At 63.5% G+C, this 26,708-nt stretch carries 19 protein-coding genes; 13 read left to right on the top strand and 6 right to left on the bottom strand.

What is annotated here, in order from left to right:
- Positions 1-27 precede the first annotated feature (27 nt).
- Positions 28-693, bottom strand: coding sequence for a ProQ/FinO family protein (locus tag LGM56_RS14375; protein WP_089499014.1), 666 nt, complete (start codon positions 691-693; stop codon positions 28-30).
- A gap of 729 nt (positions 694-1,422) precedes the next feature.
- Between LGM56_RS14375 and LGM56_RS14380 the strand changes: the two genes are divergently transcribed.
- Positions 1,423-2,007 (top strand): DUF2889 domain-containing protein, encoded by a 585-nt coding sequence (locus LGM56_RS14380; RefSeq protein WP_089499015.1) that lies wholly within the window; start codon positions 1,423-1,425, stop codon positions 2,005-2,007.
- 94 nt (positions 2,008-2,101) lie between these two features.
- Here the strand turns inward: LGM56_RS14380 and LGM56_RS14385 are convergent, their stop codons facing one another.
- A complete protein-coding gene (locus tag LGM56_RS14385; RefSeq protein WP_089499016.1) occupies positions 2,102-2,593 on the bottom strand; it encodes a flavodoxin family protein in 492 nt (163 codons plus the stop codon).
- A gap of 196 nt (positions 2,594-2,789) precedes the next feature.
- Positions 2,790-3,443, bottom strand: coding sequence for a TetR/AcrR family transcriptional regulator (locus tag LGM56_RS14390; RefSeq protein ID WP_124578686.1), 654 nt, complete (start codon positions 3,441-3,443; stop codon positions 2,790-2,792).
- Positions 3,444-3,526: 83 nt separating this feature from the next.
- Between LGM56_RS14390 and LGM56_RS14395 the strand changes: the two genes are divergently transcribed.
- The 4 genes from LGM56_RS14395 to LGM56_RS14410 all read left to right on the top strand — a co-directional run bounded on the left by LGM56_RS14395 (position 3,527) and on the right by LGM56_RS14410 (position 9,395).
- Positions 3,527-4,651, top strand: coding sequence for an MBL fold metallo-hydrolase (locus LGM56_RS14395; protein ID WP_226205273.1), 1,125 nt, complete (start codon positions 3,527-3,529; stop codon positions 4,649-4,651).
- A gap of 126 nt (positions 4,652-4,777) precedes the next feature.
- On the top strand, positions 4,778-5,794 hold the full coding sequence (locus LGM56_RS14400; RefSeq protein WP_226205276.1) for an AraC family transcriptional regulator: 1,017 nt from the start codon (positions 4,778-4,780) through the stop codon (positions 5,792-5,794).
- Positions 5,795-7,675: 1,881 nt separating this feature from the next.
- On the top strand, positions 7,676-8,371 hold the full coding sequence (locus tag LGM56_RS14405) for a ParA family protein (RefSeq protein ID WP_031398033.1): 696 nt from the start codon (positions 7,676-7,678) through the stop codon (positions 8,369-8,371).
- Positions 8,364-9,395, top strand: a complete 1,032-nt coding sequence (locus tag LGM56_RS14410) for a ParB/RepB/Spo0J family partition protein (RefSeq protein WP_089499021.1) — start codon at positions 8,364-8,366, stop codon at positions 9,393-9,395. The genes LGM56_RS14405 and LGM56_RS14410 overlap by 8 nt, the downstream gene beginning before the upstream one ends.
- 94 nt (positions 9,396-9,489) lie before the next feature.
- Here the strand turns inward: LGM56_RS14410 and LGM56_RS14415 are convergent, their stop codons facing one another.
- Positions 9,490-10,806: a replication initiation protein gene (locus tag LGM56_RS14415; RefSeq protein ID WP_039369202.1), complete on the bottom strand. Its 1,317-nt coding sequence runs from the start codon at positions 10,804-10,806 to the stop codon at positions 9,490-9,492.
- A 2,571-nt stretch (positions 10,807-13,377) separates the two neighbouring features.
- On the opposite strand from LGM56_RS14415, the gene LGM56_RS14420 reads away from it, so the two are divergent.
- Positions 13,378-13,686 (top strand): hypothetical protein, encoded by a 309-nt coding sequence (locus LGM56_RS14420; protein ID WP_046547226.1) that lies wholly within the window; start codon positions 13,378-13,380, stop codon positions 13,684-13,686.
- A 179-nt stretch (positions 13,687-13,865) separates the two neighbouring features.
- Here the strand turns inward: LGM56_RS14420 and gcvA are convergent, their stop codons facing one another.
- Entirely contained in the window at positions 13,866-14,771 is a 906-nt protein-coding gene (gene gcvA / locus LGM56_RS14425) for a transcriptional regulator GcvA (RefSeq protein ID WP_089499022.1), read from the bottom strand.
- 139 nt (positions 14,772-14,910) lie between these two features.
- On the opposite strand from gcvA, the gene LGM56_RS14430 reads away from it, so the two are divergent.
- The 3 genes from LGM56_RS14430 to LGM56_RS14440 all read left to right on the top strand — a co-directional run bounded on the left by LGM56_RS14430 (position 14,911) and on the right by LGM56_RS14440 (position 18,689).
- Complete coding sequence (locus tag LGM56_RS14430; protein ID WP_226205279.1) at positions 14,911-16,209, top strand: adenylosuccinate synthase; 1,299 nt, start codon at positions 14,911-14,913, stop codon at positions 16,207-16,209.
- A 299-nt stretch (positions 16,210-16,508) separates the two neighbouring features.
- Positions 16,509-17,450: a LysR family transcriptional regulator gene (locus tag LGM56_RS14435; RefSeq protein ID WP_089430038.1), complete on the top strand. Its 942-nt coding sequence runs from the start codon at positions 16,509-16,511 to the stop codon at positions 17,448-17,450.
- A gap of 267 nt (positions 17,451-17,717) precedes the next feature.
- Positions 17,718-18,689 (top strand): sulfonate ABC transporter substrate-binding protein, encoded by a 972-nt coding sequence (locus LGM56_RS14440; RefSeq protein WP_089499025.1) that lies wholly within the window; start codon positions 17,718-17,720, stop codon positions 18,687-18,689.
- 80 nt (positions 18,690-18,769) lie between these two features.
- On the opposite strand, the gene LGM56_RS14445 is transcribed toward LGM56_RS14440, so the two are convergent.
- Positions 18,770-19,750 (bottom strand): AraC family transcriptional regulator, encoded by a 981-nt coding sequence (locus tag LGM56_RS14445; RefSeq protein ID WP_226205281.1) that lies wholly within the window; start codon positions 19,748-19,750, stop codon positions 18,770-18,772.
- A 597-nt stretch (positions 19,751-20,347) separates the two neighbouring features.
- On the opposite strand from LGM56_RS14445, the gene LGM56_RS14450 reads away from it, so the two are divergent.
- The 4 genes from LGM56_RS14450 to LGM56_RS14465 all read left to right on the top strand — a co-directional run.
- A complete protein-coding gene (locus LGM56_RS14450) occupies positions 20,348-21,232 on the top strand; it encodes a LysR family transcriptional regulator (protein WP_226205283.1) in 885 nt (294 codons plus the stop codon).
- A gap of 229 nt (positions 21,233-21,461) precedes the next feature.
- Positions 21,462-22,718: an efflux RND transporter periplasmic adaptor subunit gene (locus tag LGM56_RS14455; protein ID WP_226205284.1), complete on the top strand. Its 1,257-nt coding sequence runs from the start codon at positions 21,462-21,464 to the stop codon at positions 22,716-22,718.
- A gap of 15 nt (positions 22,719-22,733) precedes the next feature.
- Positions 22,734-25,925 (top strand): efflux RND transporter permease subunit, encoded by a 3,192-nt coding sequence (locus tag LGM56_RS14460; RefSeq protein WP_226205285.1) that lies wholly within the window; start codon positions 22,734-22,736, stop codon positions 25,923-25,925.
- Positions 25,926-25,927: 2 nt separating this feature from the next.
- On the top strand, positions 25,928-26,708 hold a 781-nt coding region (locus LGM56_RS14465), incomplete at its 3' end, for a TolC family protein (protein WP_226205286.1).

Raw genomic sequence — 26,708 nt, forward strand, 5'->3', positions numbered from 1 at the left:
GTGCAGTATGCAGCGGCGCGGTGCGGATTACGCGTTTCCGGCCGTTTGCTGCTCGACCTGCGGCGCTGCATCGGCTTGTGCTTCCACGTTTGCCGCTTGCGGCTCGGCGGCGGCCTCGGCTTGCTGCTCAGCCTTCGGCTGCTGCGGCGCGCCCTTGGCCGATTGCCCCGCGCCCTTGTTGCCGGGGCGACGAGCCTTCAGGCGGCGTGCCCGAGCTGCATCGTCATGCGTGACACGCCCTGCTTCGTTACCCTGCAGATCGACCCGCACGGCGTCTTCGACGAGGCACGACCAGTAGCGGTTGCCACGGCACCACGTCGACATCGCTTCACGCAGTTCGGCTTCGTTGAGCCCGACGGCCTGTGCTTCACGTGCGAGGTCATCCCAGATACCGACCTTGAGCGGCACTTTGGGGGCCGGATTCTTCGGGAACGCACGTGGAAACTTACGCTGCAGTTTGCCGATCGCAACGATGACCGGATCGACCGGCGCCGACGGCTTCGCCGGAGCCGGCTTCGCGCGGTGCGCTGCTTTGCCGCCGGCCGCAGCCGGCTTGGCGCCACGCTGCGGCTGGTCGCCGGACTTCGGCTTCGCGCCGGTGTCCGCCGGCGCTGCCGGCCGCTTCGCGTTGCGCTCCTGCTTGGCCTTCGCTGCGAGCTGCGCCCGCAATTCGGCAAGTTGTTCAAAACCCATAAATTCAATCCACCAGGAATATAAGGTGTGGTTCGTGCGGCCATGCCGCGCGGCGCACAAGCTTCGCCGCCATGCGTGCGACCCCTCTGCCGCCGATGCGGAACACTACGGGGCCGCATCGCGCACGCCACTCTGTTTTCAGGCACCCGGCCACGATGCCGGACAAGGCAGGAGTGGAAGTATACCGGTACGCGCGGCGGCCGGTTGACTCACTGGTCTGCGTTGGCCCGATTCGGTGTACCGGAAATGCGTCCATGCGGTCGTGTTGCGCATTATATGGATACGTTTCCGGAAGTCACGCCGTTCACGCTCGTGGGCGGAAATCGGGGCCATTTTCCGTGCTGCGATTGCCCCGCCGACACCGATCGACGCCCGACACGTGGTATTCCGCCTCCGGACGTCGAACGCGATCCCGCCGCATCGGCGCGCCTCGGCCCCGGCTGCGCTTCTGCATCCCGGGCAGCGGCGTCGGCTGCGAGCGAATCAATGACCACGACGATGGATCGGCGCAAGTGCCGTACCCATTCGACAGCATCGGTGCCCGCATACGACTCGTTGCGTCCGCATCCATCACGTGGCGCACGAAGAGGCCGAAAAGTGCGTAGTATGGCCGGATCGATGTCGTCGGCAGCGTGCGTCGGCCCGTTTCGCCGAGCCCCACCGGCGACCCGCCGCCATCCCGCTTGCCTGCCAAAAGAACGAACCGGTTGTACGAAACGGAGCAGAGACATGGTTCCCCCACACGACATCCCGCACGACGGCATCACGCGCGAGGAGATTCACCATCGGCAAATCGACATGCGCGGCTATCGGCGCAGCGACGGCCGGTTCGAAGTAACGGCCTGCCTCGCGGACCGCAAAACCTTTGATTTCACGCCGCCGGGCGGCACGCGGACGGTCGCTGCGCTGTCGCCGATCCACGACCTCGGTGTGACGCTGGTCTTCGACGCCGACATGGTCGTCCGCACCGTGTCCACGTTCCTCCGGTCGCATCCATATGCGCAGTGCCCGGGCGGCGGCGACTCGCTGCAGGCGCTTGTCGGACTGAGCATCGGCGCGGGCTGGAACAGCGAGATCCGCAAGCGCCTGCCGTCCTGCGATACGTGCACGCACCTGAAGGAGTTGCTCGGCCCGATCGCCACCACGGCCTATCAGACGATGGTCGGCATGCGGAAGTCGTCGCTCGAGGCGCGCGACAGCGACGGGAAACCGCTCAAGATCGATAGTTGCCATGCCTACGGCGCATCGCGCGATCTCGTGAAACGACTTTGGCCCGAATATCATCGGCCTTCCGAGGCGCCAAAGGGCAGTTAAGGGCCGGGCGTTCGGCCAGTGCCGTATCGGCAGAATGCGCGCGTCGCGTGCACCACCGGGCGTCGAACAGTCGTCGCAGTTGCAGCACCGGCAATCAAAAAACGCCCAGTGCAAGCCCCGCTGCGAGACCGGCGCCCAATTCGGCACAGCGCGCGAGATCGGCGGCGTCGATCGTCTTCGCCGCGAGGATGCGTTCCGGCGTCTGCGCGTGGGTACAGACGATCAGGCCAGGCGCCACGTTCTTCAAGCGCCATCCGGTCGCGATCCGGTCGATCTGGCGCAGCGCGTTCTGCCCATCGCTTCCCGCGCAGATCATCACCGCATACGGGCGGCCGTTCACGCGATCGAGCGCCGCGTAGTAGCAGCGGTCGAAGAAATCCTTCATCAGCCCGGACATTGCCGCGAGATTCTCCGGCGTTGCGAACAGATAGGCGTCGGCGGCCAGTACGTCGTCCGCGCTCGTCGCATCGGCGCGCTGCAGCCTCACGTCGACGCCGGTTTGCTCGCGCGCAGCACCGGCGGCCGCTTCGGCCATCTGTTGCGTGCCTCCGGTCATCGTGTGATAGACGATCAACAGCGTCTTCATTCGTCGTTGCTCACGTTCGGTTCAGGTGCGCTGACGGCATCGCCGATTTCCGCTGAATGGCCAGAGATCCGATAAGACATCCCGCGGTCGCTTTCCTGGATCTGCCGGTTTGCCGGCGCGTCGTTACGAAGCACGTTCCGATCATGCATGTTGCGCCAGGTTCGATTCGCGCAAGTTCGACCGGATACACACACGGTCAGTCCGTTACGCCGCGCGATGCGTCGGTATGTTCCGGCTGCGCGTAGTACGCGAGAAACATGTCGGCGGCGGATTCAGCGACTTTTTGTTGCGCCGGCTCCGCGAGCGGCGGTTGGCCCATCGTTATCTGCGGCCAGAACGCAAATGCCTTCACGACACCGTGCAGCTGATGCGCGGCAAACACCGGATCGGTGACGGACAGGCGTCCGGCCGCCGCAGCCGTCCGCACCCAGACCGTCATGTCTTCCTCGCGTTCTCCGAGGCGCTCGACCATGTCACGCGCACGTTCCGGCGAATGGATGGCCGCACCGATCGCGACGCGTGCGAGCGACAGAAATGCCTCATCGCTGAGCAGACGCATCTTGCGATCCAGCAACGCAAGCAATTGCTCGCGCAGCGGCACATCGGCACGATAGGTTGGCGAACTGCCTGTCCGGGTTGCATCCCACAATTTTTGCAGGATGGCGGCGAACAATGTTTCCTTGCCCGGGAAGTGGTTATAGACCGTGCGCTTCGACACGTCAGCACGCGCGGCGATGCGGTCCATGCTGGTCGCGTCGTAACCCGACGCGAGAAATTCCTCGATGGCCGCGTCGACGATGGCCGCGCGCTTTCGATCGGTCAGGCGCTGAGGGGGAGTGCTGGTATCCATCCAGAAATTTTACACCGGGTAGTTTACTTATCCCAGAAATAAACTACACTGTTTAGTGTACTTTCTCTTCCGGACGAACCGACATGGCATCGCCTCTCGTTTTGATTCACCGCATTCTGGGTTTGGCGGCCGCCCGGCGCGGCCGCGCACTGTCCGGCGGCTCGCCGCAGCACAATGGCGAGCGTTTCAGCAATGTCGCGCCCCGTCCGGTCGAGGGGTTGAGCAAGACGCTCGGGATCGCCTGGAACATGCTGTTCAACAAGCCGCGCCATACCGTGCCCGCGGGGCGGCTACCCGTCGATTCGCTGACGCGCGCCGCGCTCGACACGGCGCCCGATCGCAGCCTGTACCGGCTTGGCCATTCGACGCTGCTGCTCAAGCTGCGCGGCGAATTCTGGCTGACCGATCCCGTGTTCGCCGAGCGCGCGTCGCCGTTTCGGCGCGTTGGTCCGAAGCGTTTCCATGCGCCGCCGATCGCGCTTGAAGATCTTCCGCCGCTGCGCGGCGTGATCCTGTCGCACGATCACTACGATCATCTCGACCGCGACACGGTGCTCGCGCTCGCGGCGACCACCGGCGTGTTCGTGACAACACTGGGTGTCGGCGACCGCCTGATCGAATGGGGCATCGACGCGAAGAAAGTCCGTCAGCTCGACTGGTGGCAGAGCGTCGACGTCGCCGGCCTGACGCTGACCGCGACGCCTGCCCAGCACTTTTCCGGGCGCAGCCTGTTCGACGGCAACAGCACGCTGTGGGCGTCCTGGGTCATCGTCGACGACGACTTGCGCGTGTTCTTCAGCGGTGACACCGGCTACTTCGACGGCTTCCGGACGATCGGCGAGCGCCTCGGGCCGTTCGATGTCACGCTGATCGAAACAGGCGCATACGACGCGCAATGGCCGTATGTGCACATGCAGCCGGAAGAGACCGTACAGGCGCACATCGATTTGCGCGGACGCTGGCTGGTTCCGATTCACAACGGCACGTTCGATCTCGCGATGCATCGCTGGCAGGAACCGTTCGAGCGTGTCACGGCACTGGCGATCGTGCGAGGCGTCGATCTGTCGACGCCCAGGATGGGCGAGCGCCTCGCACTCGACGAACCGCATCGCGGCGAGCGGTGGTGGCGCACGGTGGACGAGCGCGTGACGTCCGTTGCCACGAAATCGCGCCGCTGGACGCTTTGCGCGTCGCAGGCCGCGAAGTAAAGCCCGCCGACCGTTGTACATTTTTTCCCCGGAGCGCGGCAATGCCGCAGCTCCGGCAGGCGCGTTGCCGGCGTACCCGCACGTCGACGGGCTGTCTGTAGATCCGATTACCTGAGTCGAGAAGTCATGCATCCGGCACCCGTCCGATACGCCCCCGGCCACCCCGTCGACGACGCCACCATCGCCGCATTCAACCCCGTTGCCCCCCGATCAACGAGCTGCAGCCGGGAGAACGACTTGCGGCAGACGCTCGCAGAGCGCGTCGCGAGATGGACGAAAGACGTCGATCACCTCACCACGGCCATTCCGAACCTGAGCCTCCATCGAAGGGAGGCGACAACGCAGCCGATGGACTGCATGGTCGAGCCGAGCTTCGGTCTCGTCGTCCAGGGCACGAAGCGGCTCATTCAGAGCGGCGATGTGTATCTCTGCGACGCCAACCGCTTTCTGATCACGTCCCTCGACTTGCCCGGTTCGACGCAGGTCATCGAGGCCAGCCGCGAAAGGCCGTTTCTCGGAATCGGGCTCAAGCTTGATTTTCGCGTCATGGCTGAATTGATGGCGCAGGTCGCAGCGGATCACGAGGAAGCCCCGGCAGGCCGCGGCCTCGTCGTCGGCGATATGAACGAATCGCTCTATGACGCGGTGAATCGCTTGCTGGCGTTGCTGGATGATCCGAACGCCATCGCAGTTCTCGCACCGTATGTCGAGCGGGAAATCTATTACCGGTTGTTGACCAGCGACCAGGGTGCCCGCCTGCGTCAGATTGCGTCCGCCGGCAGTCAGGGCAACCGCGTGTCGCGGGCGATCCAGTGGTTGCGGACCCATTACGACGAGTCGCTTCGGGTCGACGATCTGGCGGCGCAGGTACAAATGAGCAGTTCGACCTTCCACCACCACTTCCGCCAGCTCACCGGCATGAGTCCGCTGCAGTACCAGAAATGGATACGGCTCAATGAGGCGCGTCGACTGATGCTGTCCGAGCGGCTCGACGCCGCGTCGGCCTCGTTCAGGGTCGGATATGCAAGCCCGACTCAGTTCAATCGCGAATACAGCCGGTTGTTCGGTAATTCTCCGCGGAGAGATATCGATAGCCTGCGAAGCGGAACGGATGTCGCTCTTTCGGTCGCGGCGACGTATTGATCACCGGGACGGTACCGGAGATGTGAGATACCGCGGTTGGTGGTATCCGCGGAATGCGTGGGTCGCCCCTTCATGCGCGAAGGGGCGACCCGCTTGAGCCAGACGAGCGCAGCGAGATGCGCGCTAGTTGCTTGCTCCGAAGTGATTGCTCGGCAGGCCGCCGCGAATTCAAATTAAGTATCGGGCGGTGCGCGGGCGCCTCGCGGCGTCGGACCTGTATCCGAAATCGCAAATGTTCATCGGCTAGAGGCAAGTCATTTCATATCGATCTCATGAATTGATGAGGACCATGCCGTCTCCGCAACCAAGTCGTCTTAGTACCCTCCGGACGCTCGGCCACAAACGCTGCAGCGCTGGGAGTCTCGCGCCACGCTGCGAACCATCGATTTGCGCGGTGAAAGTGCGTTGTCACGTGACAACTCTCGTCGATAGACCGGCGTGGGCACCCACGAAGTCGCTCGACGCCTTGTCAAGATGCATCTGATTCGCCTCGGTTCGATTTATCTCGGCATCAGATCGACTGGATACGTTTCGAATACAACGTTTTACGTATCGTTAAGTACATATCAAACCACATTCACACCGTCTCTTGCTCGAAGAGTGCGAAATGGCCATACGCCCCTATTTACAAGGTTAATCTTGCCGATTTGGCGTGAAACAACATGAAGAATATAGCGCAACCCATTGCCAGATAAGGATTTCCGCGAACACCGAATTTCTTGGAAATGTTTCACGATCCGGCCCGTTTGAGTTGTTAGGTGGCCATCAACACTGCGGTTCGTCACAAATTGGAGCCTCATTTGCATAGTTGCCGAGCAGAAGCTCTCGACTGTACTGGTTACGTAACTCATGGGTACGCGCGGCAAAGCCCGCACCCTCCCCTTCCGGACAATACGCGCGCAATGTTGATCTGACCGCCTCAAGTAAATAGGGTCATATCAATAGCATCAATGACACTCACCCGTAGGCGCGACCCAGCAAGCTGACCAGCGCCTTTCTTCTGGTACGCGATTGCAAATAGTCAGCGATGGAGCCCTCGTGCCTGCAGACCAATTGGTGACTAAGGCTTTTCGACATAGGCGCCCCCGACACGCGGCGCAACCCGCCGCTTCGACACGCAATTTCCCCGATACAACACTTCAGTTGTCACGTGACAACGCCCCTGCCAGTTCACCCAGGAAACTGCATGTCGCGACGAGATCGCGATGCGAATCTCTTCTTTGGCGATCCACGCGCCCATGTTCTATGAAGTCCGATCACAACTCGTCCTGGGGGGCGATTCGGCACCGACGCGACCTGCCGCACCGCACCGCACCGCACCGCACCGCACCGCACCGCACCGCACCGCACCGCACCGCACCGCACCGCACCGATTGTCACGTGACAACTCATCGTGCCGGAAACAGTCATGCCAAAAACCCAAAGGGAGATTTCGAGCGTCGAATGATCTCGCCATAGCTTTAAGTGCAATCGAAGGAGAGATTTTCTGGCGCCGGACTACGTTGAGAAGGACCGAATCCCGCTACTTGTCACGTGACAACCAAGCTTCCTTTCGACGCCCATGAACTGACTAGCGGAAACCGTGGTGATTTTTACCGCGAACACCGCGACATCAAGCGCCCCGTCTTCATCTCAATTTGCCAACGCGGCCATCGACATCGAGATCTATCGAATTTTTTCTCGATCTTCGTACGTACTTTTCGATCTCGGTCGTCTATTTTATTTTTACTCGATCATCAATCACGACTGACTCATTGGCCGTTTGGCCCACTTGTCACGTGACAACCACATCGATCCTTAAGACATACATCGCATCGAAGGCTTTTCTGGACATTTTTTCAATAACTGCATATATTACGCAAAACTCCGTGGAGGAATTTAATGGCTTTCAAGATCGCCGTCAGTAATCAAAAAGGTGGGACTGGAAAGACAACCATCTCCGTCAATATCGCCGCCGCATTCGAAGCCGGCGGCAACAAGGTCGCGCTGATCGATGCCGACCCTCAAGGAACGTCCGTCCGGTGGGTGACGAGCGGCGAGAACACGCTGCCGATGACGGTTCTCTCTCTGGCCCCTGCCGGTCGCGGCATCGGCGGCGAGATCAAGAAACAGGACGCGAACTTCGACGTGATCGTGGTCGACTGTCCTGGCAACCTCGAAGACCCGCGAATCGCCTCCGTACTCGAAGTCGCCGACTTTTGCCTCGTGCCGCTGTCACCGTCGCCAGCCGATCTCTACAGCACGGTCGCGATGATCCGCATGATCGAGTCGATGCGAGCCGTCCGTAACCCAAATCTTTCTTCCGCATTAATGCTGAATAGCGTTAATGGAAAAACTAAAATGCGTGAAGAAATTTTAAAAATTCTAAGAGCTGAAGAAATAGGGGAGCATTTGCTCGACAGCCAGATCGCGCAGCGCGAGGTCTACCGTCAGACGTTTGCGCTCGGCACCACGATCCATCACCACAATCGTTATCTGAAGGGCCTGAAAGAAGCCCGTGCGGAAATCGAAAAGCTGGTCACGGAAATGGCCCAATACATCGCGTCGACGCGCGCTACCGGAGCCGCCCATGGCTAAGGACACATCGAAAGACAAGAAGCCGACCGGCAACCTGCATCTCGCAGCCGGCCTGCTGCGCGGACTCGCGCAGGAGAATGCGGCGCTCGAAACGCGGCTGCCCGAACCGGCGGCTGCACCGAACGTCGTCGGCGAAACGGCACCCGCCGGCGCTCCGGCCGCGGCCACGCCGGCCAGCGCACCGGATCTTGGCGCGCCTCAGAAGGTATTGGTCAAGGATTGCATTCCGAACCCGTTCAACCCGCGCGTGTTCTACTCGGAGTCGAGCCTGCACGAGCTCGCCCTGACACTGAAACGGGAAGGGCAGATCGAGCCGATCAAGGTTACGCGGCTCCCGGAGTTTCCCGGCAAGCTCGTGGTGATCGACGGGCAACGCCGGCTCCGCGCGACGAGCATCAACGGCGATGAAACCATCAACGCCACGTTCCGCACGGATCACACGCCGGAGCAGCTCTACACGATCGCGTATCGCGCGAACCACGACCACGAACGCCAGACGATCTTCGACGATGCGGTCGCGTGGAAGCGTCTCCTCGACGAAAAAGTCTTTTCCGACCAGAACACGCTGGCGGAAAAGATCGGCAAGGACAAGGCATCGATCAGCAAGACGCTGTCGCTCAACGCACTCCCGAACACACTGCTGGAACGGATGGCGAGCGCGAACGACGTGGTCGGCCTGCAGGCGGCGTACTTCCTGAAGCTGATCTTCGAACGCCTGGGCGAGCCGACTGCCGACCGGCTGCTGACGGCCGTGATCGACCGGAAAAAGTCGGTTCGTGATCTGGAGAATTTCCTGCGTGCACAAAGCGACGGCAGCAAGAAAGCGGGACGTACGCGTTACAGCGTTCGCCATGACTTCGCGCTCGAATCGCGAGCGATCGGCCAGTTGAAAACCTATCCGGACGGACGTCTGGATCTGCAGCTCAAGGGCGTCGACGCATCGCATCAGGAAGCGCTCGCCGACAAGCTCAAGACCGTCATCGATGCGTACGTTGCCGAACTGGCAACGGCCACGCAACAGTAACGCGCGAAAAGCAGAAGGCCTCGCATCCGCGGTGCACCGCGAAGCCGGACGACGACGTCCGGCGCGCGACACACATCCGTCTGCGAGGCCTGGTTCAGTTGCCGGCGAGACTGCTTTTCAGCAGGAATTCCAGCAAGTCGTCCGAAGTCGGTTCGCCCCACGTATCCAGCGCGAGCCACCGGAAGAAGCTGGTCTGCGCGAGCTTGCTCGCCTTCTTCTTCGGCGACAGCGTCAGGTCCTTCGAGCCTGCCACCGTCTCGTTGTAACGCTCGATCAGCTTGGTCTGGTCGTCGATCTCCAGTTCGCGGAAATACGCGCCGGCTTCCTCGACCTTCGCCGCCAGATATTTGTCGCGAATCTGTTCCTGCTTGCTCTGCGCGGATTCCTTCGCCGGGGCCGCCGCTTCCGTTCCCTGCCCGTCGGACAGCGTGTAGCCGTGCGTCAGCGCCTTGCGGAAATACGCGGCCACATTGTCGACCGGGGCCGCATTCTTCTTCGTAGTCCGATTGAGCGTATAGGCAATCGCCGCCTTGATGCGCTGCACGCCATATTGCGTAATCAGCCGGCGCGCTTCCGAGCGCGGGATGCCGAACTTGGCGACCTCCTCGACCAGCGCTTCGTTCTTGACGTCGCCATCCTCCACCGTATCGGTGCTCTGCTTGCGCGTCACCTTGAACTGAACCGCCTCCACGCTCCGGCCAGACTTGTGTTCGATCAACTCGAGCGTGTGATCCGAAACTTCGTTCACCTCCTGAATGCACGGCACCAGGACCTTGCTCTTGAACAGCTTGTATTCCTTGTACGACTGCGACGCCTTGTCCTGGCCGAGAATGAGGTCACGAAATTTCGGCAGCGGGATCTTCGCGGTGATGCCGATCCCCTCGTAGCGCACCGTGTTTTCCCACAACGCGAGCGAGTGCGACCGCCGGAACTCGCGGGCGATCCGCATATCGATCAGTGCGTAGATCTCGGGGTTGAGCAACTCGCTGCGAATCTGGTCGGAGAAGCTGTACTTCAGCACCGATTGCTCGAGCTCCGCGCCGGCGAGCAGGCCCGACGCTTTCCAGACGGTCGACCGATCCGCGGCCAGATAGTCCCAGTTGACGACGGTACTGATCAACGAGTTGACCGTGTCCTTCACGTACTTCGTATTGTTGCTGTTCAACCCGCTCTCGTGCGAAAGCGACGCAAGCGAAATCGAGAAACTCGTCCGGCCTGGCTCGAACGCCTCCTGTCGAAGCGCGTTCTTGATCAGCGAGCTGAACATCTTGCGCTGCTGCAGGCCGATCTTCCCGGACTTGGGCGCGATATGAATCGCCTGGACCGCCTTGCGCAGCAAGTCGGGAGGCTCGGGTGTCTGAAACAGTGAAACCTGTTTGTCTGAGCCTTTGCTTGCGGGCTTGCGCGGCATCGTAATGTCCGGATAAGGTGACCTTGTTGAGAGCGGACTTTATACCTTTTCCCGCCGAGGAGCAACGTCCTTGTTCCGGCTTTACTTGCACTATCTCCGCTAACCTGCAGATATAAAAGGAAAATTTGCAACCAGAAGAGTTGTGCGGGACCCCATATCCAGCTACCTTTCGACAAAAATGCTTCCCACAAGCCGCTACCTTTCATGTCCGGACGTGGAAACCCGGCATGAGATTTGCCCTTGGCAAGGTAACCATCCATGGGAAGCAAATGCCGAGAATCGGGATCGTGGGACAAATTCGTGGTGCCCTGCAGCACAGACCGACTTTCTTCCCATAACCTGCTACCTTCACCGATTCCCACAGGAGGGTACCTAACGACAGGCTCCGGCTGCGTTGGCTGCACTGATTTCAGCCCGAAAGGCAACCATCGCTCCCATAAACGGCAACCCATTGTTTTCCCCATAAAAGGTTACCTGTCGGTCCCATCGATCCTGTCTATGGGAGACCGCCACAGAAAATCCTGGAGAAAGGCAATCGAGCTGCCTCAAATGTGACCCATAACTGGCTACCTTTGAGGTGCCCCATAACCGGCTACCCAAGAAAAATCACTGTGCGACCCGGCGTTCACGGATCCTCAAAGGCGCCCCATAAAAGGCTACCCACAGGCATCCCCATAGACGACTACCCAACGCGTTTCCGGGCCGATTTCCCATAACCGGGTACGCTTGCCCCATATCCACAACCCCGATTCCCCACAACGCGGTACCCGAATCCCCAAATCCACAGACCTTAACTCCCAAGCCCTTACACCTGTGCTCCCATAAATGGGTACCGAACATCCCTCAAACCCTTGTCAGATAAGGCTGTGAGCCGTCTAAAAGTAGTTAAAGAAGTAAACGTGGTTTACAAAAGATGTAAACACACGTGCGCTTCCACAGAAAGACGAACCCCATAAACCGCTACCAATGGGAGCCGTCTATGGTGTGCCTGGCATCTCAAACCTTCGATTCACACCTGAAAACAATGACTTGGCGCCCTGTTCTACACAGGCTTCAGGCCCGACAAGGCTCCTGGAAGAGGTGAGTACACACTCACATGAGCTTGAAACGTAGAAACCTATGGGAAAAAAACGGGAAGAAAACCTCGCTACCGAACACAGGTTCCCATTTATGGGATCAAAAAAGCGGCTCCGAGACCTCGACGGCGCCCGTTGTCGACCCGCAAAACAGATCAACGATCCGGAAACACGAATCTCTCTGGTTTCGTTCACAGCAGTTTGAAATCATCCCGGACGACAGCCGAAGGGTTTTTTTGCACTCATGCTTCGCTGTCCATGGACAAGTTTTTCCATTCGCGCGCGCGCGTCTCTCGTCAAATTTAGCCTGTGGACCGTGTACCGAGGGAATAGGTGTCATTCGCTTGGCAGCCTCGGGGGTCTTCCAACTTTCTACCTTTGGCGCCATCAACCCAATTTCGATGCTGTGCGCCACGCTCGCAAGGAGAGGCCCTGGAACGGCTTCCCGCAGATGAACCGGGTGGTCGCGCGGTCGGCACGCACGCCGGCTCCTGGGTCGATCTACCGCACGTCGCGAACAACGTGAAGATGCGGGCGACCACGCAGCTCACCATAATCGAATTCGAGCGATGATCCCGAACATGCTCACCTTCCGACAGTTTCGAATCCTGTAAAAGCTCACCAACCAGGCAAGGCACCGGGAATCGGCATGCTGTGCAGGCACCGACACCCGTCTGGGATGCCGGGCAACCCAGGCTGCGGAATGAAAAGCCTGTGGCGCGCGCACGTTGCGCGATGCGTTCCTGAGCAGAATCGGACGGTTCACAAGCGTGGCCGCGACACCGCAACCCAACGTGCCACGGTCACCAGCCGAGCGCCGCGACATCAGTGCGGCACCGTCGGCGCAGCCGTGAAGTGAATGCCTCCGATGTATTCACCGCACGCAATGTGTTCACACCATTCGTCATACAGACCACAGGACCACGCGGTGACGCGTTGTACCGGTTCAGGTGACGCTCGGCATCACAGTGCGGCGATGGGTTGCCGGATCGAATGCTGCGCGCCGTGGCGATGCAATCGTGCATGCCTTGATCGCTGCAAAACCGAATCGTGGTCGTTTATGGGAGGAACCGCCGCTTGAGCCGCGTCGATCGGCAACGCGGCACACAGTTCGACTGCTGATGCTGTGATCGCGACTGGCCTGATAACTGTCACATCAGACGTGAGCATGCCGGCGACACCACCTATGAAACAGTCCTGGCTATTTCACCTCGCACTGTGCCGCGCGTACATCGACCGCTTCCTGTTGCCGCCGCAGCGCGATCGGCACACGCAACGATACGAGCGACACAGCTCGTCCTGTCCGTGACCGCCGACCGGCATCCACGTTTTCTCCCATACGTGTATCCCCAATTCCATTCCCACGTTGGCGCCACATTTTTCGCGGCGCGGTTATGATGCACAGGTCCCGAACGCGGCATGACAACCGATCGGGGCTGGGGCGGTATCTCGATGGTCTTTCAATCCGTGATAAACCAGAAAAGAGAGTTCAGCGATGCAAATCCAGATCAGAAAACTCACGCTGGCTGCTACCGCAGCCGCGTTCCTGTTCGGCTCGGCAGTTCCTGCGTTTGCGCAGACCGACGCCAGCGCACCCGCGGCACAGGACGCGAAGGCAGCGAAGAGCCAGGCACGCAAGGCGGCCCGGGCCCAACGCAAGGCAGAGCACAAGGCAGCGCGTGCGAAGAACAACGCCGAGCTGAAGAAACTCGAAGACGCCGGTTACAAGCCCGCGGCCAATGATCCGAACTATCCGCAGAACCTGCAGAACGCGGAGAAGAAAGCCGCCGGCGCTAGTCAGTAAGCGCCGTCCGGCGGCAAGCCACGGTTCGATCCGCGGCTTGCCGCGTGCGTCGCGGCTCCGCGGCGCACATCGAAAACAGCATTCCCGGCACCGACGAAGGCAAACGCGATCCAGGCGCTTGCGTTATTTGTTTCGCATTCCTGTCTGTCTCGGCGCGCGCGCTCCGCACACCGACACAGTCAGTTCCGCACGCCCATCGCGGCCGTATTTCCCGCCACCTTCAACCATTCCTTGAATGCCCGCACCGCATCGTCGTTCGCGCGTGCCGAGGCCACGTACGTGAAATAGCGCCACGGCGGCAGTGCCGGTTCGCTGAACGGCTGTACCAGCCGCCCCTCTGCGATGTCGTCTGCGACGAGCGCGATCGGACCCATCGCGACGCCGAGCCCGTCGAGCGCGCCTTGCAGCGTCAGGTAGAAATGCTCGAGCGTCAGCGAGTGACGTGTCACGAGATTCGGCTGTCCGGCTGCCGCGAGCCATTCAGGCCACATGCCGGGATAGGTGGCGGCGTGCAGCAGCGTGAAGCCGGCCAGGTCGGCAGGCGTATGCAACGGCCGGCCCTCCAGCAGCTTCGGCGCACACACCGGCAGGCGGACTTCGGACAGGAATTCCTCGGCAACGTAACCGTCGATGGCCTGCGGGCCGCCGCGAACGATCAGATCGACCTTGTCGCGCAGTTTGTCGATCGGCTCGTTCGACGTCGACAGCCGCACCTCGATGGCCGGATGGGCGACCTGGAACGACGACAGCTTCGGCACCAGCCAGCGCAACGAAAACGTCGCGGGTGCGCTGACGCGCAACACGCGCTGCTGCGCGTGGCCGAAATGCTGCGCGGTGGCGAGCGCGATTCGGTCGAACGACGCGCCGACCTCGGCGAGATACGCGCGGCCCGGGTCGGTCAGTTCGACCCGCCGGTTATGGCGTTCGAACAGCGGCCGCCCGAGCCAGGCTTCCAGCTGTTGCACGTGCCGGCTGATCGCGCCGTGGGTCACGCACAGTTCGTCGGCGGCCAGCGTGAAGCTGCCGAGGCGCGCGGCGGCTTCGAACGCACGCAGCGAATTCAGCGGAGGGAGTCGTCGAGCCATTGCATCGTTCGCGTGAGTTTTACTCACACGATGGTTCAGGTTTAATCGTTTGATCGGGTACTCAAGCTCCGCCAATATGGCACACAAACGTCCGGCTCGGCCGAACGATTGTCTGAATTTCTCACATGGAGTACGGAGCATGCCGAACGTGGTGGTCGTGGGCGCCCAATGGGGCGACGAAGGCAAGGGGCGCGTCGTGGACTGGCTGGCGGCACAGGCCGATCTCGTTGCACGCTACAACGGCGGCCACAACGCGGGTCATACGCTGGTCGTGGGCGGCAAGACGTACAAGCTTGCGCTGCTGCCGAGCGGTGTCGTGCGCGGCAAGCGCGGCGTGATCGGCAACGGCGTGGCGCTCGATCCGGAAGCGCTGCTCGCGGAAATCGGGCGGATGGCCGAGCTCGGGCTGCCGGTGACGCCGGATAACCTGTCGATTGCCGAGAACGCAACACTGGTGCTGCCGATCCACCGCGCGATCGACCAGGCTCAGGAGCGTCTGCGCCGCGAGCCGATCGGCACCACGCTGCGCGGGATCGGGCCGGCCTACGAGGACAAGGTCGGGCGTCGCGGGCTGCGGGTCGGCGATCTCGCGGAACCGGGCCAGCTCGCCGCCAAACTGGATGTGCTCGTCGACCATCACAACGCGTGGTTCCGCGGGCTGGGGCTCGACGAATACTCCCGCGACGCGATGCTGGCGACGCTGGTCGACCTTGCGCCGCGGATCCTGCCGTTCGTGCGCCCCGTCTGGGCCGATCTCAACGACGCGACCGACCGCGGCGAGCGCATCCTGTTCGAAGGGTCTCAAGCCGTGATGCTGGATATCGACTGGGGCACGTACCCGTTCGTGACGTCGTCCGGCACCGTTGCGTCGGCGGCGGCGGCCGGTACAGGGCTCGGTGCGTCGAAGCTCGGCCACGTGCTGGGCGTCACGAAGGCGTATGCGACGCGAGTCGGCGGCGGCCCGTTCCTTACCGAGCTGTCCGACGCGACCGGCGAAACGCTGCGCGCGCGCGGGCAGGAGTTCGGCGTGAATACCGGCCGGCCGCGCCGCTGCGGATGGCTCGACGCCGCGCAATTGCGTCAGGCCGTCAGGATCTCGGGTATCGATTCGCTGGCGCTCACCAAGCTCGACGTGCTCGACGGTTTCGAGTCGATCGAGCTGTGCGTCGGCTACGAACTCGATGGCGTGCGGGTCGATCATCTGCCGGCGAGCCTCGATGCACAGTCGCGCGCCAAGCCGGTGTACGAGCGGTTCGACGGCTGGTGCGGCACCGTGAAGGGAGTACGTGAACGTGCGGCGCTGCCGCGCGCCGCGCAGGATTTCATAGCGCGCGTCGAAGCGGTCGCCGGCGCACCGGTATCGATGATCACGACCGGCGCGGAGCGCGACGACACGATCGTGTTGCGTCATCCGTTCGATGCGGCCGCCGGCGCCTGATACGTCGTACATGCCGTGAATCGCGCGGCGGCATCGGGGTTGCCGGGTAGTTTTTGCCGATCCGATGCCGGTCGTGTGCCGGTGCGACGGGGCGCGTATGCGCGCGGTCCATACACCGTGCGCACGACGGCTCGGCGACACGATTCGGCGTCCGGATCACGCCGCATACGGCGAACTGGACACGTCTGCACTGCTGCTGTACTGTTCCGCACAATTCGCGCCAGACCGGCCTGCGCCGGCGCTGCCGGCACCATGGCCGCGCGGTGGCGCGACGTGATCTCAATCCCGGGGACAGGTCGATGGACACGTTACAGATGATGCGCATTTTCGTCCGGGTGGCGGAAGAGGGCAGCTTCACGAGCGCAGCCCAGCGCCTGGATATCACGACGGCTTACGCATCGCGGTCGGTCGCGCAGCTCGAAACGCACCTGCGCACGCGCCTGCTCAACCGCAGCACGCGCCGCATCGCGCTGACCGACGCCGGGCAGCGCTATCTCGACCGCTGCCAGCGCATCCTCGGCTATATCGACGAAGCGGAAGCCGAGGCGGCCGACGCACAGGCAAAGCCGTCGGGACGGCTGCACGTTCACGCGACGACGAGTTTTGGCCAGTCCTACGTGGTGCCCGCAGTCGTGCGCTACCGTGAGCGCTATCCGTCGGTTGCGGTCGAACTGACGCTGTCGCAGCATGTGCCCGACATCATCGACGAAGGCTACGACGTTTCGCTGCAGTTGAGCACGACCGAGTTGCCCGATTCCGGGCTCGTGTCGCAGCGGCTCGGCGAGGTGGGCAGCGTGCTGTGCGCGTCACCCGCATACCTGAAGGCGCGCGGCACGCCGCACACGGTGAGCGACCTCGACGGGCATGCGTGCCTGCAGATCGTCACGCCGCTCTTTCCGCGCGACCGTTGGCATCTCGATGGCCCCAACGGACGCGAAACGTTCGAACTGCCATTGCCGGATTTCCAGGTGAACATCGCCGATGCGCTCGGCGCCGCGTTGCGTGCCGGACTCGGCATCGGTTCGCTGCCGATGTCGGCCGCCCTGCCCGGGCTCGCGAGCGGCGCGCTGGTGCGCGTGCTGCCCGACTACCGGTTGCAGAAGCTGACGGTCTATACGCTGTACGCGTCGCGTCAGTATCTCGACGCGAAGATCCGCACGTTCGTCGATTTCCTGCGCGAATGCGTGCCAGAGTTGCTGGCGGCCGACGAGGCTGCGCTGGCCGCTTCCTGCAAGTCCTGAAGTCGAACCTTCCGCATGTGAGTACGACGTTGCGCGTCGATCGCGCCAATAATACGCAGTCCTGTATTTCAGGCGGATATCGGCCGCATCCCCACGACCGACCCGGGCAATGACGCCCGGATGACCGGCGTGCCCTTATGAAAGCGCTTGCTTTCGATATCGAACATCGTTGGTTCGGTGCGTGGCGCCAACCCCCTAGAATCGGTTCGACCGGCTTCATCGCATGCGTGCGCGAAGCGGCATCCTCTTCATCGAACCCGATACGACATGGCAGACCAACACTCCACCACCCGCCGCCGGCTCCTGCATGCCGGCCTGGCGATCGCGGCGGGCGCCGCCGCGCATCCGGGCTTCGCGCTGGCGAGCGCCGCCGGCGCGCGTACGTTGCGCATCGGCTATCAGAAAGGACCGCTCAGCCTGTTGAAGGCACGCGGTACGCTGCAGAGCAAGCTTGCGACTCTCGGCGTGACCGTCACGTGGACCGAGTTTCCGTCGGGGCCGCCGCAGCTCGAGGCACTGAACGCGGGATCGATCGACTTCGGCGACGTCGGTGAGGCACCGCCGATCTTCGCGCTCGCGGCCGGCGCTCCGCTCGTCTATTACGCGCAAACGCCGGCCGGCCCCGCGGCCGAGGCATTGGTGGTCGCGAAGGATTCGCCGGTGAAGACCTTCGCGGACCTGCGCGGCAAGCGCATCGCGCTGGTGAAGGGATCGAACACGCACTTCCTGCTGGTTCGGCTGCTGCAGTCGGCGAAGCTCAATTACACCGACATTTCGCCAGTCTGGTTGTCGCCGTCCGACGCGCGGGCCGCGTTCGAGAACCGCTCGGTCGATGCATGGATCATCTGGGATCCGTTTCTCGCGGTGGTCCAGCAGGCGTTCGGCGCGCGCATCGTCGCGGACGGCACCGGGCTCGTCGAGAATCGCAGCTATTACTTTGCGTCGCGCACCTATGCGCAGCGTAACGCCGACGTGCTGGACGCAACCGTGTCGGAATTGACGACGGTCCAGCGATGGCTCGATGCGAACCGCGCGCAGGGTGCGGCCGAGTTCTCGAAGCTGTGGGGGATTCCGGAGCCGGCGGTGGCGCTCGCATTTCGCCGCGCGCGCTTCGGTGTCGAGCCCGTCACGCGCGACACGCTCGCGTATCAGCAGCGCATCGCCGATGTGTTCTACCAGACTGGCGTCCTGCCGAAACGCGTCGACGTCAGTCTGGCCGCGCCACCCGCGCTCGCTTGACTGTCCAGCCGGCCAGGCAACCGCTCAACGGCGGAATGGCTATGCCACACCGTCCGCAATCGGGCAGATGTCCAGCCGGCCTACGGCGCGACGCGCGATAACGGCACCGCTTCGTCGCGCAGCTTCAGCACATCGCGGCCCGGCGCATCGCCGAACAGGCGCGCGTATTCGCGGCTGAACTGCGACGCGCTCACATAGCCGACACTGCGGCACGCCTGCCGCGCATCCATTGCCGACAGGCACATCAGGCGGCGTGCCTCCTGCAGCCGCAATACCTTCTGGCATTGCAACGGGCTCATCGACGTGACCGCACGGAAGTGGTGATGGAAGGTCGACGGGCTCATGTCCACTTGCCGCGCGAGCGATTCGACCGTCATCGAGTCGAGGTAGTGGTCGCGTATCCAGGCGACGGCGCGCGAGATGCGCTGCGTCGTCGAATCGGCCTGGCCGACCTGCGCGACGCGTGCACCCGACGGGCCACGCAGCAGCCGGATGAGGATCTCGTCGACGATCAGCGGCGCGAGCAGGTCGATGTCGTCCGGTTGCGCGATCAGCCGCATCAGGCGCACGACGGCGTCGACGATTTCAGGCGGCGTATCGTGCGTGTCGAGCGCGCTGTAGTCGGCGGCTTTCGGCAGCCCGTGCGGAAACACGCGCGGCGTGAGTGCCGCGATGCGGTCCGGGTCGAGATCGAGTTGCACGTAAAGGAACGGCTCGGCCGGGTTCGCGCGTATCACGCGGCCGGTGACGGGCAGGTCCGCTGTCGCGACCATCATCCGCGATTCGTCGGTCACGTAGGTGTCATCGCCGACCCGCGTCGATTTCGCGCCTTGCCCGACGATGCTCAGGCACGCGTGGTGCACGCCATGGTTCCAGGGCGGTGGCGACGCGGACGCCCGCCCGATACGCATGCCCCGTACCGGGAGCTCGAACGTGCCGTCATGTGGCGCGTACGCGGCGATCAGCGCAGCGAGCCGGGCCGTGGGCGACCGCGCCGGCGACCCCGAGTCGTGATCGTGCGTGAGGCGCTGTAGCGGCGGCGTTCGGGCGTCGATTTCCATGGTGCGTGAGCGGATGGCGGAGTGGTCAGTGCAAGGTGCGCGGCTGCGATTCCGGGTTGGTGTCCCGGCAGGGGTGCCGGCACGGCGGTCACATCGTACGGCGAGTCGCGCGCATGTGATTGCCTAAACCTGTGGGAAATTAGCCCGATCATCCGGATCTGCATGGCCGGTGGCCGCATCGCTGGTCACTGCGCGATGTGCAGCGCACAAATTCGGAAATTAAGGCAAAACAATCGCAGGATCGGGCAAGCCATTTTCCGGCCGTTTTCATACCATTGCACCTGCTGAAACAAACGTGATCCAGTGCGCTCCGGCGATACGGGTATGACCGTCGCATGGCCGGGGGGATACCACCGGCATTGCCGTAGCGAACCACTGGAAAAGACTCAGGACTGCTATTCGAATAGTCATGCATCGGGCCAGCCGAGGCCGGCTTGCGTCCGTTGCATGCCGGCTCGCGTCTGGCGCGAGCGTGCCGACCGACCCGGCGTGGCTGGCGTCGGTGCAGCCGCATTGGCCGGGCCGTTGCATGTCGGTCGCGATGCGGCGACGGAGGTGCGCGTCAAGGCAGTCGACCGCGCAGGGGAATCCGGACAAATGGACCAACTTCAATCGATTCGGGCATTCGTGACGGTGGCAAGGGAAGGCGGCTTTCGCCGGGCGGCGACCCGGCTGCGCGTGTCGACGGCGATGGCGAGCCGGCTGGTCGATGCGCTCGAGACGCGCCTTGGCGCACGCCTGCTTCAACGCAGCACCTGCCACCAGTCGCTGACCGAAATCGGCGAGCTGTACCTCGCGCGCGTCGAGCGGATTCTCGGTGCGATCGACGAGATCGACGGTCGCTTCGTCGCGATGGGCAGCAAGCCGGAAGGCGCGTTGCGCATTGCCGCGCCGGTCGCGTTCGGGCTCAGCCAGTTGAGTGCGTTGCTCGATCGTTTCGTCAACCGGTTTCCGGACGTGCGGCCGACCGTCACGCTGACCGATGCCCATGTCGACCTGACATCCGAAGACATCGATGTCGCGTTTCTGACCGACGGCATGCCGGTGACCGGTGCGCATGCGCTGCACATGCTGGCCGCCTATGAATCCGTGCGCGTCGCGGCGCCGACTTATGTCGACGCGCATGGCGGCGCGGCTGCGTCGGGCGACTGGCCGGACATCACGGCCGTGCGGCTCGATCTGCCGGCGACCGGCGATGACGATGCGGTTGCGTTTCGACCCGACACGGCGCCCGGCGGCAGTTTGGGTGTCGGCCATCTCGAGATGGCACGGCGACTGGCTGTGGCCGGCATGGGCGCCGCGGTGCTGCCCGCGTATCTCGTCGACGCCGATCTGGTGGCCGGCACGCTGGTGCGCGTCGCGCCGATTCGCCCGCTCGCGCCCGTCACGCTGAAGCTCGCGCATGCGCGCACCGCGCATCTGCCGGCTGCCGCACGGGCATTCATCGAATTCGCCGGCGCCGCGTTCCAGCCGGCGAGCTAGCGGCCAGCTTGATAGCCGCGGCTATGCCCGCCCGCCAGGGCAGCGGGCTCATGGTTTTTTCCACGGAAGCAGTTCGACGAACGAACGCTCCGCAGGGCGCAACGCACGCCCGAAATACGTGACCGTATCCGCGGCAAACAGGAAGCGACAGCATTCCGGCCGCGCATGCAGGGCACGAGGAGATCTGGTGATTCCCATTGAAGGTCGTCTATTTGCGAGAGGTCGCTCCATGCGCGTCGAACGGGTTCCATACCGCTTAATCACTGCTGCAACGGCTGCCGTTTTCCTGGCCGCGTGCGGAAAAAAAGAATCGGCACCGCCGCCGCAAACGCCGGAAGTCGGCATCGTCACCGTCCAGCCGCAGGCCGTGCCGGCGGTCACCGAACTGCCGGGTCGCACCAGCGCGTTTCTGGTCGCGCAGGTGCGCGCGCGGGTCGACGGCATCGTGCTGCGTCGCGAATTCACCGAAGGCACCGACGTCGAGGCCGGCCAGCGTCTGTACAAGATCGACCCGGCGCCATACGTCGCCGCGCTGAACAGCGCGAAAGCGACGCTCGCGCGGGCACAGGCGAACCTCGTCACGCAGAACGCGCTGGTCGCACGCTACAAGGTGCTGGTGGCCGCGAACGCGGTCAGCAAGCAGGACTACGACAACGCGGTGGCCACGCAAGGCCAGGCCGCGGCGGACGTCGCGGCCGGCAAGGCGGCGGTCGATACCGCGCAGATCAACCTCGGCTATACCGATGTCGTCTCGCCGGTTTCAGGCCGAGTCGGCATCTCGCAGGTGACGCCGGGCGCATACGTGCAGGCGAGCCAGGCGACGCTGATGTCGACGGTGCAGCAGCTCGATCCGGTGTACGTCGACCTCACGCAGTCGAGCCTCGACGGGCTGAAGCTGCGCCAGGACGTGCAGAGCGGCCGCCTGAAGACGAGCGGCCCGGGCGCCGCGAAGGTGTCGCTGATCCTGGAAGACGGCAAGACCTATTCGGAAGCCGGCAAGCTGCAGTTCTCGGACGTGACGGTCGACCAGACCACCGGCTCGGTGACGATTCGCGCGATCTTCCCGAACCCGGGCCGCGTACTGCTGCCGGGCATGTTCGTGCGCGCCCGGATCGAGGAAGGCGTGAACGAGAACGCGTTCCTGGTGCCGCAGATCGGCGTCACGCATGACCAGAAGGGCCAGGCGATCGCACTGGTCGTGAACGCGGCCAACAAGGTCGAGACACGTCCGTTGACGACGGCCGGCACGTACGGCCCGAACTGGATCGTCGAAGGCGGTCTGCAAGCGGGCGATCACGTGATCGTGCAGGGCGTCGACAAGGTGCGCCCGGGTGCGACCGTGAAGACCGTCGCGGCGCAGCTCGCACCGGCGCAGGACACAGCGTCCGGCACACCGGCAAGCGCCGCGAATGCGTCCGGCGCCGCGCCGGCGAGCACTGCCGCCCATGCTGCCGCGCGTTCGACCGCCGCGTCGGCCGCGCAATAACAAGGAGTCCGTTTCATGGCCAAGTTCTTTATCGATCGCCCGATCTTTGCGTGGGTGATCGCGATCGTGCTGATGCTGGCCGGCGTCGCATCGATCTTCAAGATGCCGATCGCGCAGTATCCGACGATCGCACCGCCGACGATCCAGATCCAGGCGAACTATCCGGGCGCTTCCGCGAAAACGGTGGAAGACACGGTGACGCAGGTGATCGAGCAGCAGATGAGCGGTCTCGACAACTTCCTGTATATGTCGTCGACGAGCGATGACTCGGGCAACGCGACGATCACGCTGACCTTCTCGCCGGGCACGAATCCGGACGTCGCGCAGGTGCAGGTGCAGAACAAGCTGTCGCTCGCGACGCCGAACCTGCCGCAGGTCGTGCAGCAGCTCGGCATGCAGGTCACGAAGTCGAGCAGCAACTGGCTGATGTGGTTCGCGTTCAACTCCGAGGACGGCAGCATGTCGAAGGAGGACCTGACGAACTACGTGGCGTCGCACGTGCTCGATCCGCTCAGCCGCGTGAACGGCGTCGGCCAGACGCTGCTGCTCGGTTCGCAGTTCTCGATGCGCATCTGGCTCGACCCGGTCAAGCTGACCAACTACAGCCTCACGCCGACCGACGTGTCGGCCGCGATCACGCAGCAGAACGTGCAGATCGCGGGCGGGCAGATCGGCGGCACGCCGGCGAAGCCGGGCACGATGCTGCAGGCGACGATCACCGAATCGACGCTGCTTCGCACGCCCGAGCAGTTCGGCAACATCCTGCTGAAGGTCAACCAGGACGGTTCGCAGGTGCGCCTGAAGGACGTCGGCCGTGCGGCGCTCGGCTCCGAGAACTACACGTTCGACACGAAGTACATGGGGCAGCCGACGGCCGGCCTCGGCATCCAGCTCGCCACCGGCGCGAACGCGCTGGCGACCGCCACCGCGCTGCGGGCCAAGGTCCAGGAACTGTCGAAGTACTTCCCGCACGGTCTCGTCGTCCACTATCCGTACGACACGACGCCGTTCGTGCGCCTGTCGATCGAGGAAGTGGTCAAGACGCTGCTCGAAGGTATCGTGCTGGTGTTCCTCGTGATGTATCTGTTCCTGCAGAACCTGCGGGCGACGATCATCCCGACGATCGCGGTGCCGGTCGTGCTGCTCGGCACGTTCGCGATCATGGGCGTCGCCGGCTTTTCGATCAACACGCTGTCGATGTTCGGCCTCGTGCTCGCGATCGGCCTGCTGGTGGACGATGCGATCGTGGTGGTGGAGAACGTCGAGCGGGTGATGGCGGAGGAGGGCCTGTCACCGAAGGAGGCGACCCGCAAGGCGATGGGCCAGATCACCGGCGCACTCGTCGGCGTGGCGCTCGTGCTGTCGGCGGTGTTCGTGCCGGTGGCATTCTCCGGCGGGTCGGTCGGCGCGATCTATCGTCAGTTCTCGCTGACGATCGTGTCGGCGATGGTGCTGTCGGTACTCGTCGCGTTGATTCTGACGCCGGCCCTGTGTGCGACGATCCTCAAGCCGATCCCGCAAGGGCATCACGAAGAGAAGAAGGGCTTCTTCGGCTGGTTCAACCGGACGTTCAACCGCAGTCGCGATCGCTACACGAGCGGCGTGAACCACGTGATCCGGCGCTCGGGCCGCTGGCTCGTGATCTACCTGGCCGTGTTCGTCGCGGTCGGCGTGATGTTCGTGCGCCTGCCGAAATCGTTCCTGCCGGATGAAGACCAGGGCTACATGTTCATGATCGTGCAGACGCCGTCGGGCTCCACGCAGGAAACGACCGGCAAGACGCTCGACAACATCAACACGTACCTGACCACTACCGAGAAGGACGTGGTCGACTCGGTGTTCACGGTCAACGGCTTCAGCTTTGCAGGCCGCGGCCAGAACGCCGGTCTCGTGTTCGTGAAGCTGAAACCGTACGAGCATCGCCAGCGTTCGGACCAGAAGGTGCAGGCGCTGATCGGCCGGACGTTCGCGCACTACGCGCAGTACAAGGACGCGATGGTGATCCCGTTCAACCCGCCGTCGATTCCAGAACTCGGCACCGCTGCCGGCTTCGACTTCGAGCTGACGGACAACGCGGGTCTCGGCCACGAAGCGCTGATGGCCGCGCGCGGGCAGTTGCTCGGGATGGCCGCGAAGGATCCCGCGCTGGCACTCGTGCGCCCGAATGGCCTGAACGATACGCCGCAGTACAAGGTCGACATCGACCGCGAGAAGGCGAACGCGCTCGGCGTGACGGCTGCCGCGATCGACCAGACGTTCTCGATCGCGTGGGCGTCGCAGTACGTGAACAACTTCCTGGATACGGATGGCCGGATCAAGAAGGTGTACGTGCAGTCGGACGCGCCGTTCCGGATGACGCCGGAAGACCTGAACATCTGGTACGTGCGCAACAGCGCGGGCGGGATGGTGCCGTTCAGCGCGTTCGCGACCGGCCACTGGAGCTACGGTTCGCCGAAGCTCGAACGCTACAACGGCGTGTCGTCGATCGAGATCCAGGGGCAGGCCGCGCGAGGCAAGTCGACCGGGCAGGCGATGGCGGCGATGGAAGCGCTCGCGAGCAAGCTGCCGGAAGGTATCGGCTATTCGTGGACGGGCCTGTCGTTCCAGGAAATCCAGTCCGGTTCGCAGGCGCCGATCCTGTACGCGATCTCGATCCTCGTCGTGTTCCTGTGTCTCGCGGCGCTGTATGAAAGCTGGTCGATTCCGTTCTCGGTGATCATGGTGGTGCCGCTCGGCGTGGTCGGCGCGCTGCTCGCGACGATGCTGCGCGGTCTCGAGAACGACGTGTTCTTCCAGGTCGGCCTGCTGACGACCGTGGGCCTGTCCGCGAAGAACGCGATCCTGATCGTCGAGTTCGCGCGCGAGTTGCAGGCCGGCGGAAACATGGGGCCGGTGCGCGCGGCGATCGAGGCGGCGCGCCTGCGGCTGCGTCCGATCCTGATGACGTCGCTCGCATTCATGCTCGGCGTGCTGCCGCTTGCGATCAGCAACGGCGCGGGTTCGGCGAGCCAGCACGCGATCGGTACGGGCGTGATCGGCGGGATGATCACGGCGACGTTCCTCGCGATCTTCATGATCCCCATGTTCTTCGTGCGGGTTCGCGCGATCTTCAGCGGCGAGACGGAAAACGTCGACGACGCATGGCGTCTCGTGCAGGGCGACCTGCAGCGCGGTCACGACGGCGCACACGATTCGAAGGGGCAGTAACGATGCAAAAACACGCTTTGACTACGACCGCGGCCGCCCTGGCGGTCGCGCTCTTCGCCACGGGCTGCACGATGGCGCCGCATTACAAGCGGCCCGATGCACCCGTCGCGCAGGCGTACCCGGCCGGCGGCGTCTACGCGACGCAGCCGGGTGCGGCCGGCGCGCGCAGCGCGAACGGGCAAGCTGCAACCGCCATCGGCTGGCGCGAGTTCTTCGTGGATCCGCGCCTGCAGCGGCTGATCGAGATCGCGCTGAAGAACAACCGCGACCTGCGCGTATCGGTGCTGAACATCGAGGCGGCGCGCGCGCAGTACCAGATCACGCGCGCGGGCCTGTTCCCGACGATCGATGCGACGGGTACCGGTAATCGTCAGCGCCTGCCGAATGCGCTGTCGGTGGCGCCGGGCCGGAACATCACGACGACCTACAACGTCGGGCTGTCGGCGTCGTGGGAACTCGACCTGTTCGGCCGCGTGCAGAGCCTGAAGGACCAGGCGCTCGCGCAGTACCTGTCGACCGCGTATGCGCGGCAGGCGTCGGAGATCTCGCTGGTGTCGCAGGTGGCGGATCAATACCTGACGCTGCTGTCGACCGACGATCTGCTGAAGGTCACGGAGAACACGCTGAAGACGGCGCAGGACTCGTACAACCTGACGAAGCTGCAGTTCGACAACGGCACGGGCTCCGAGCTCGAGTTGCGTCAGGCGCAGACGGTGGTCGAGCAGGCGCTGTCGAACCAGCAGGCGCAAGCACGGGCACGCGCGCAGGCGTTGAACGCGCTGG

The sequence above is a fragment of the Burkholderia sp. AU38729 genome (assembly GCF_020419725.1).
Lineage (GTDB): Bacteria > Pseudomonadota > Gammaproteobacteria > Burkholderiales > Burkholderiaceae > Burkholderia.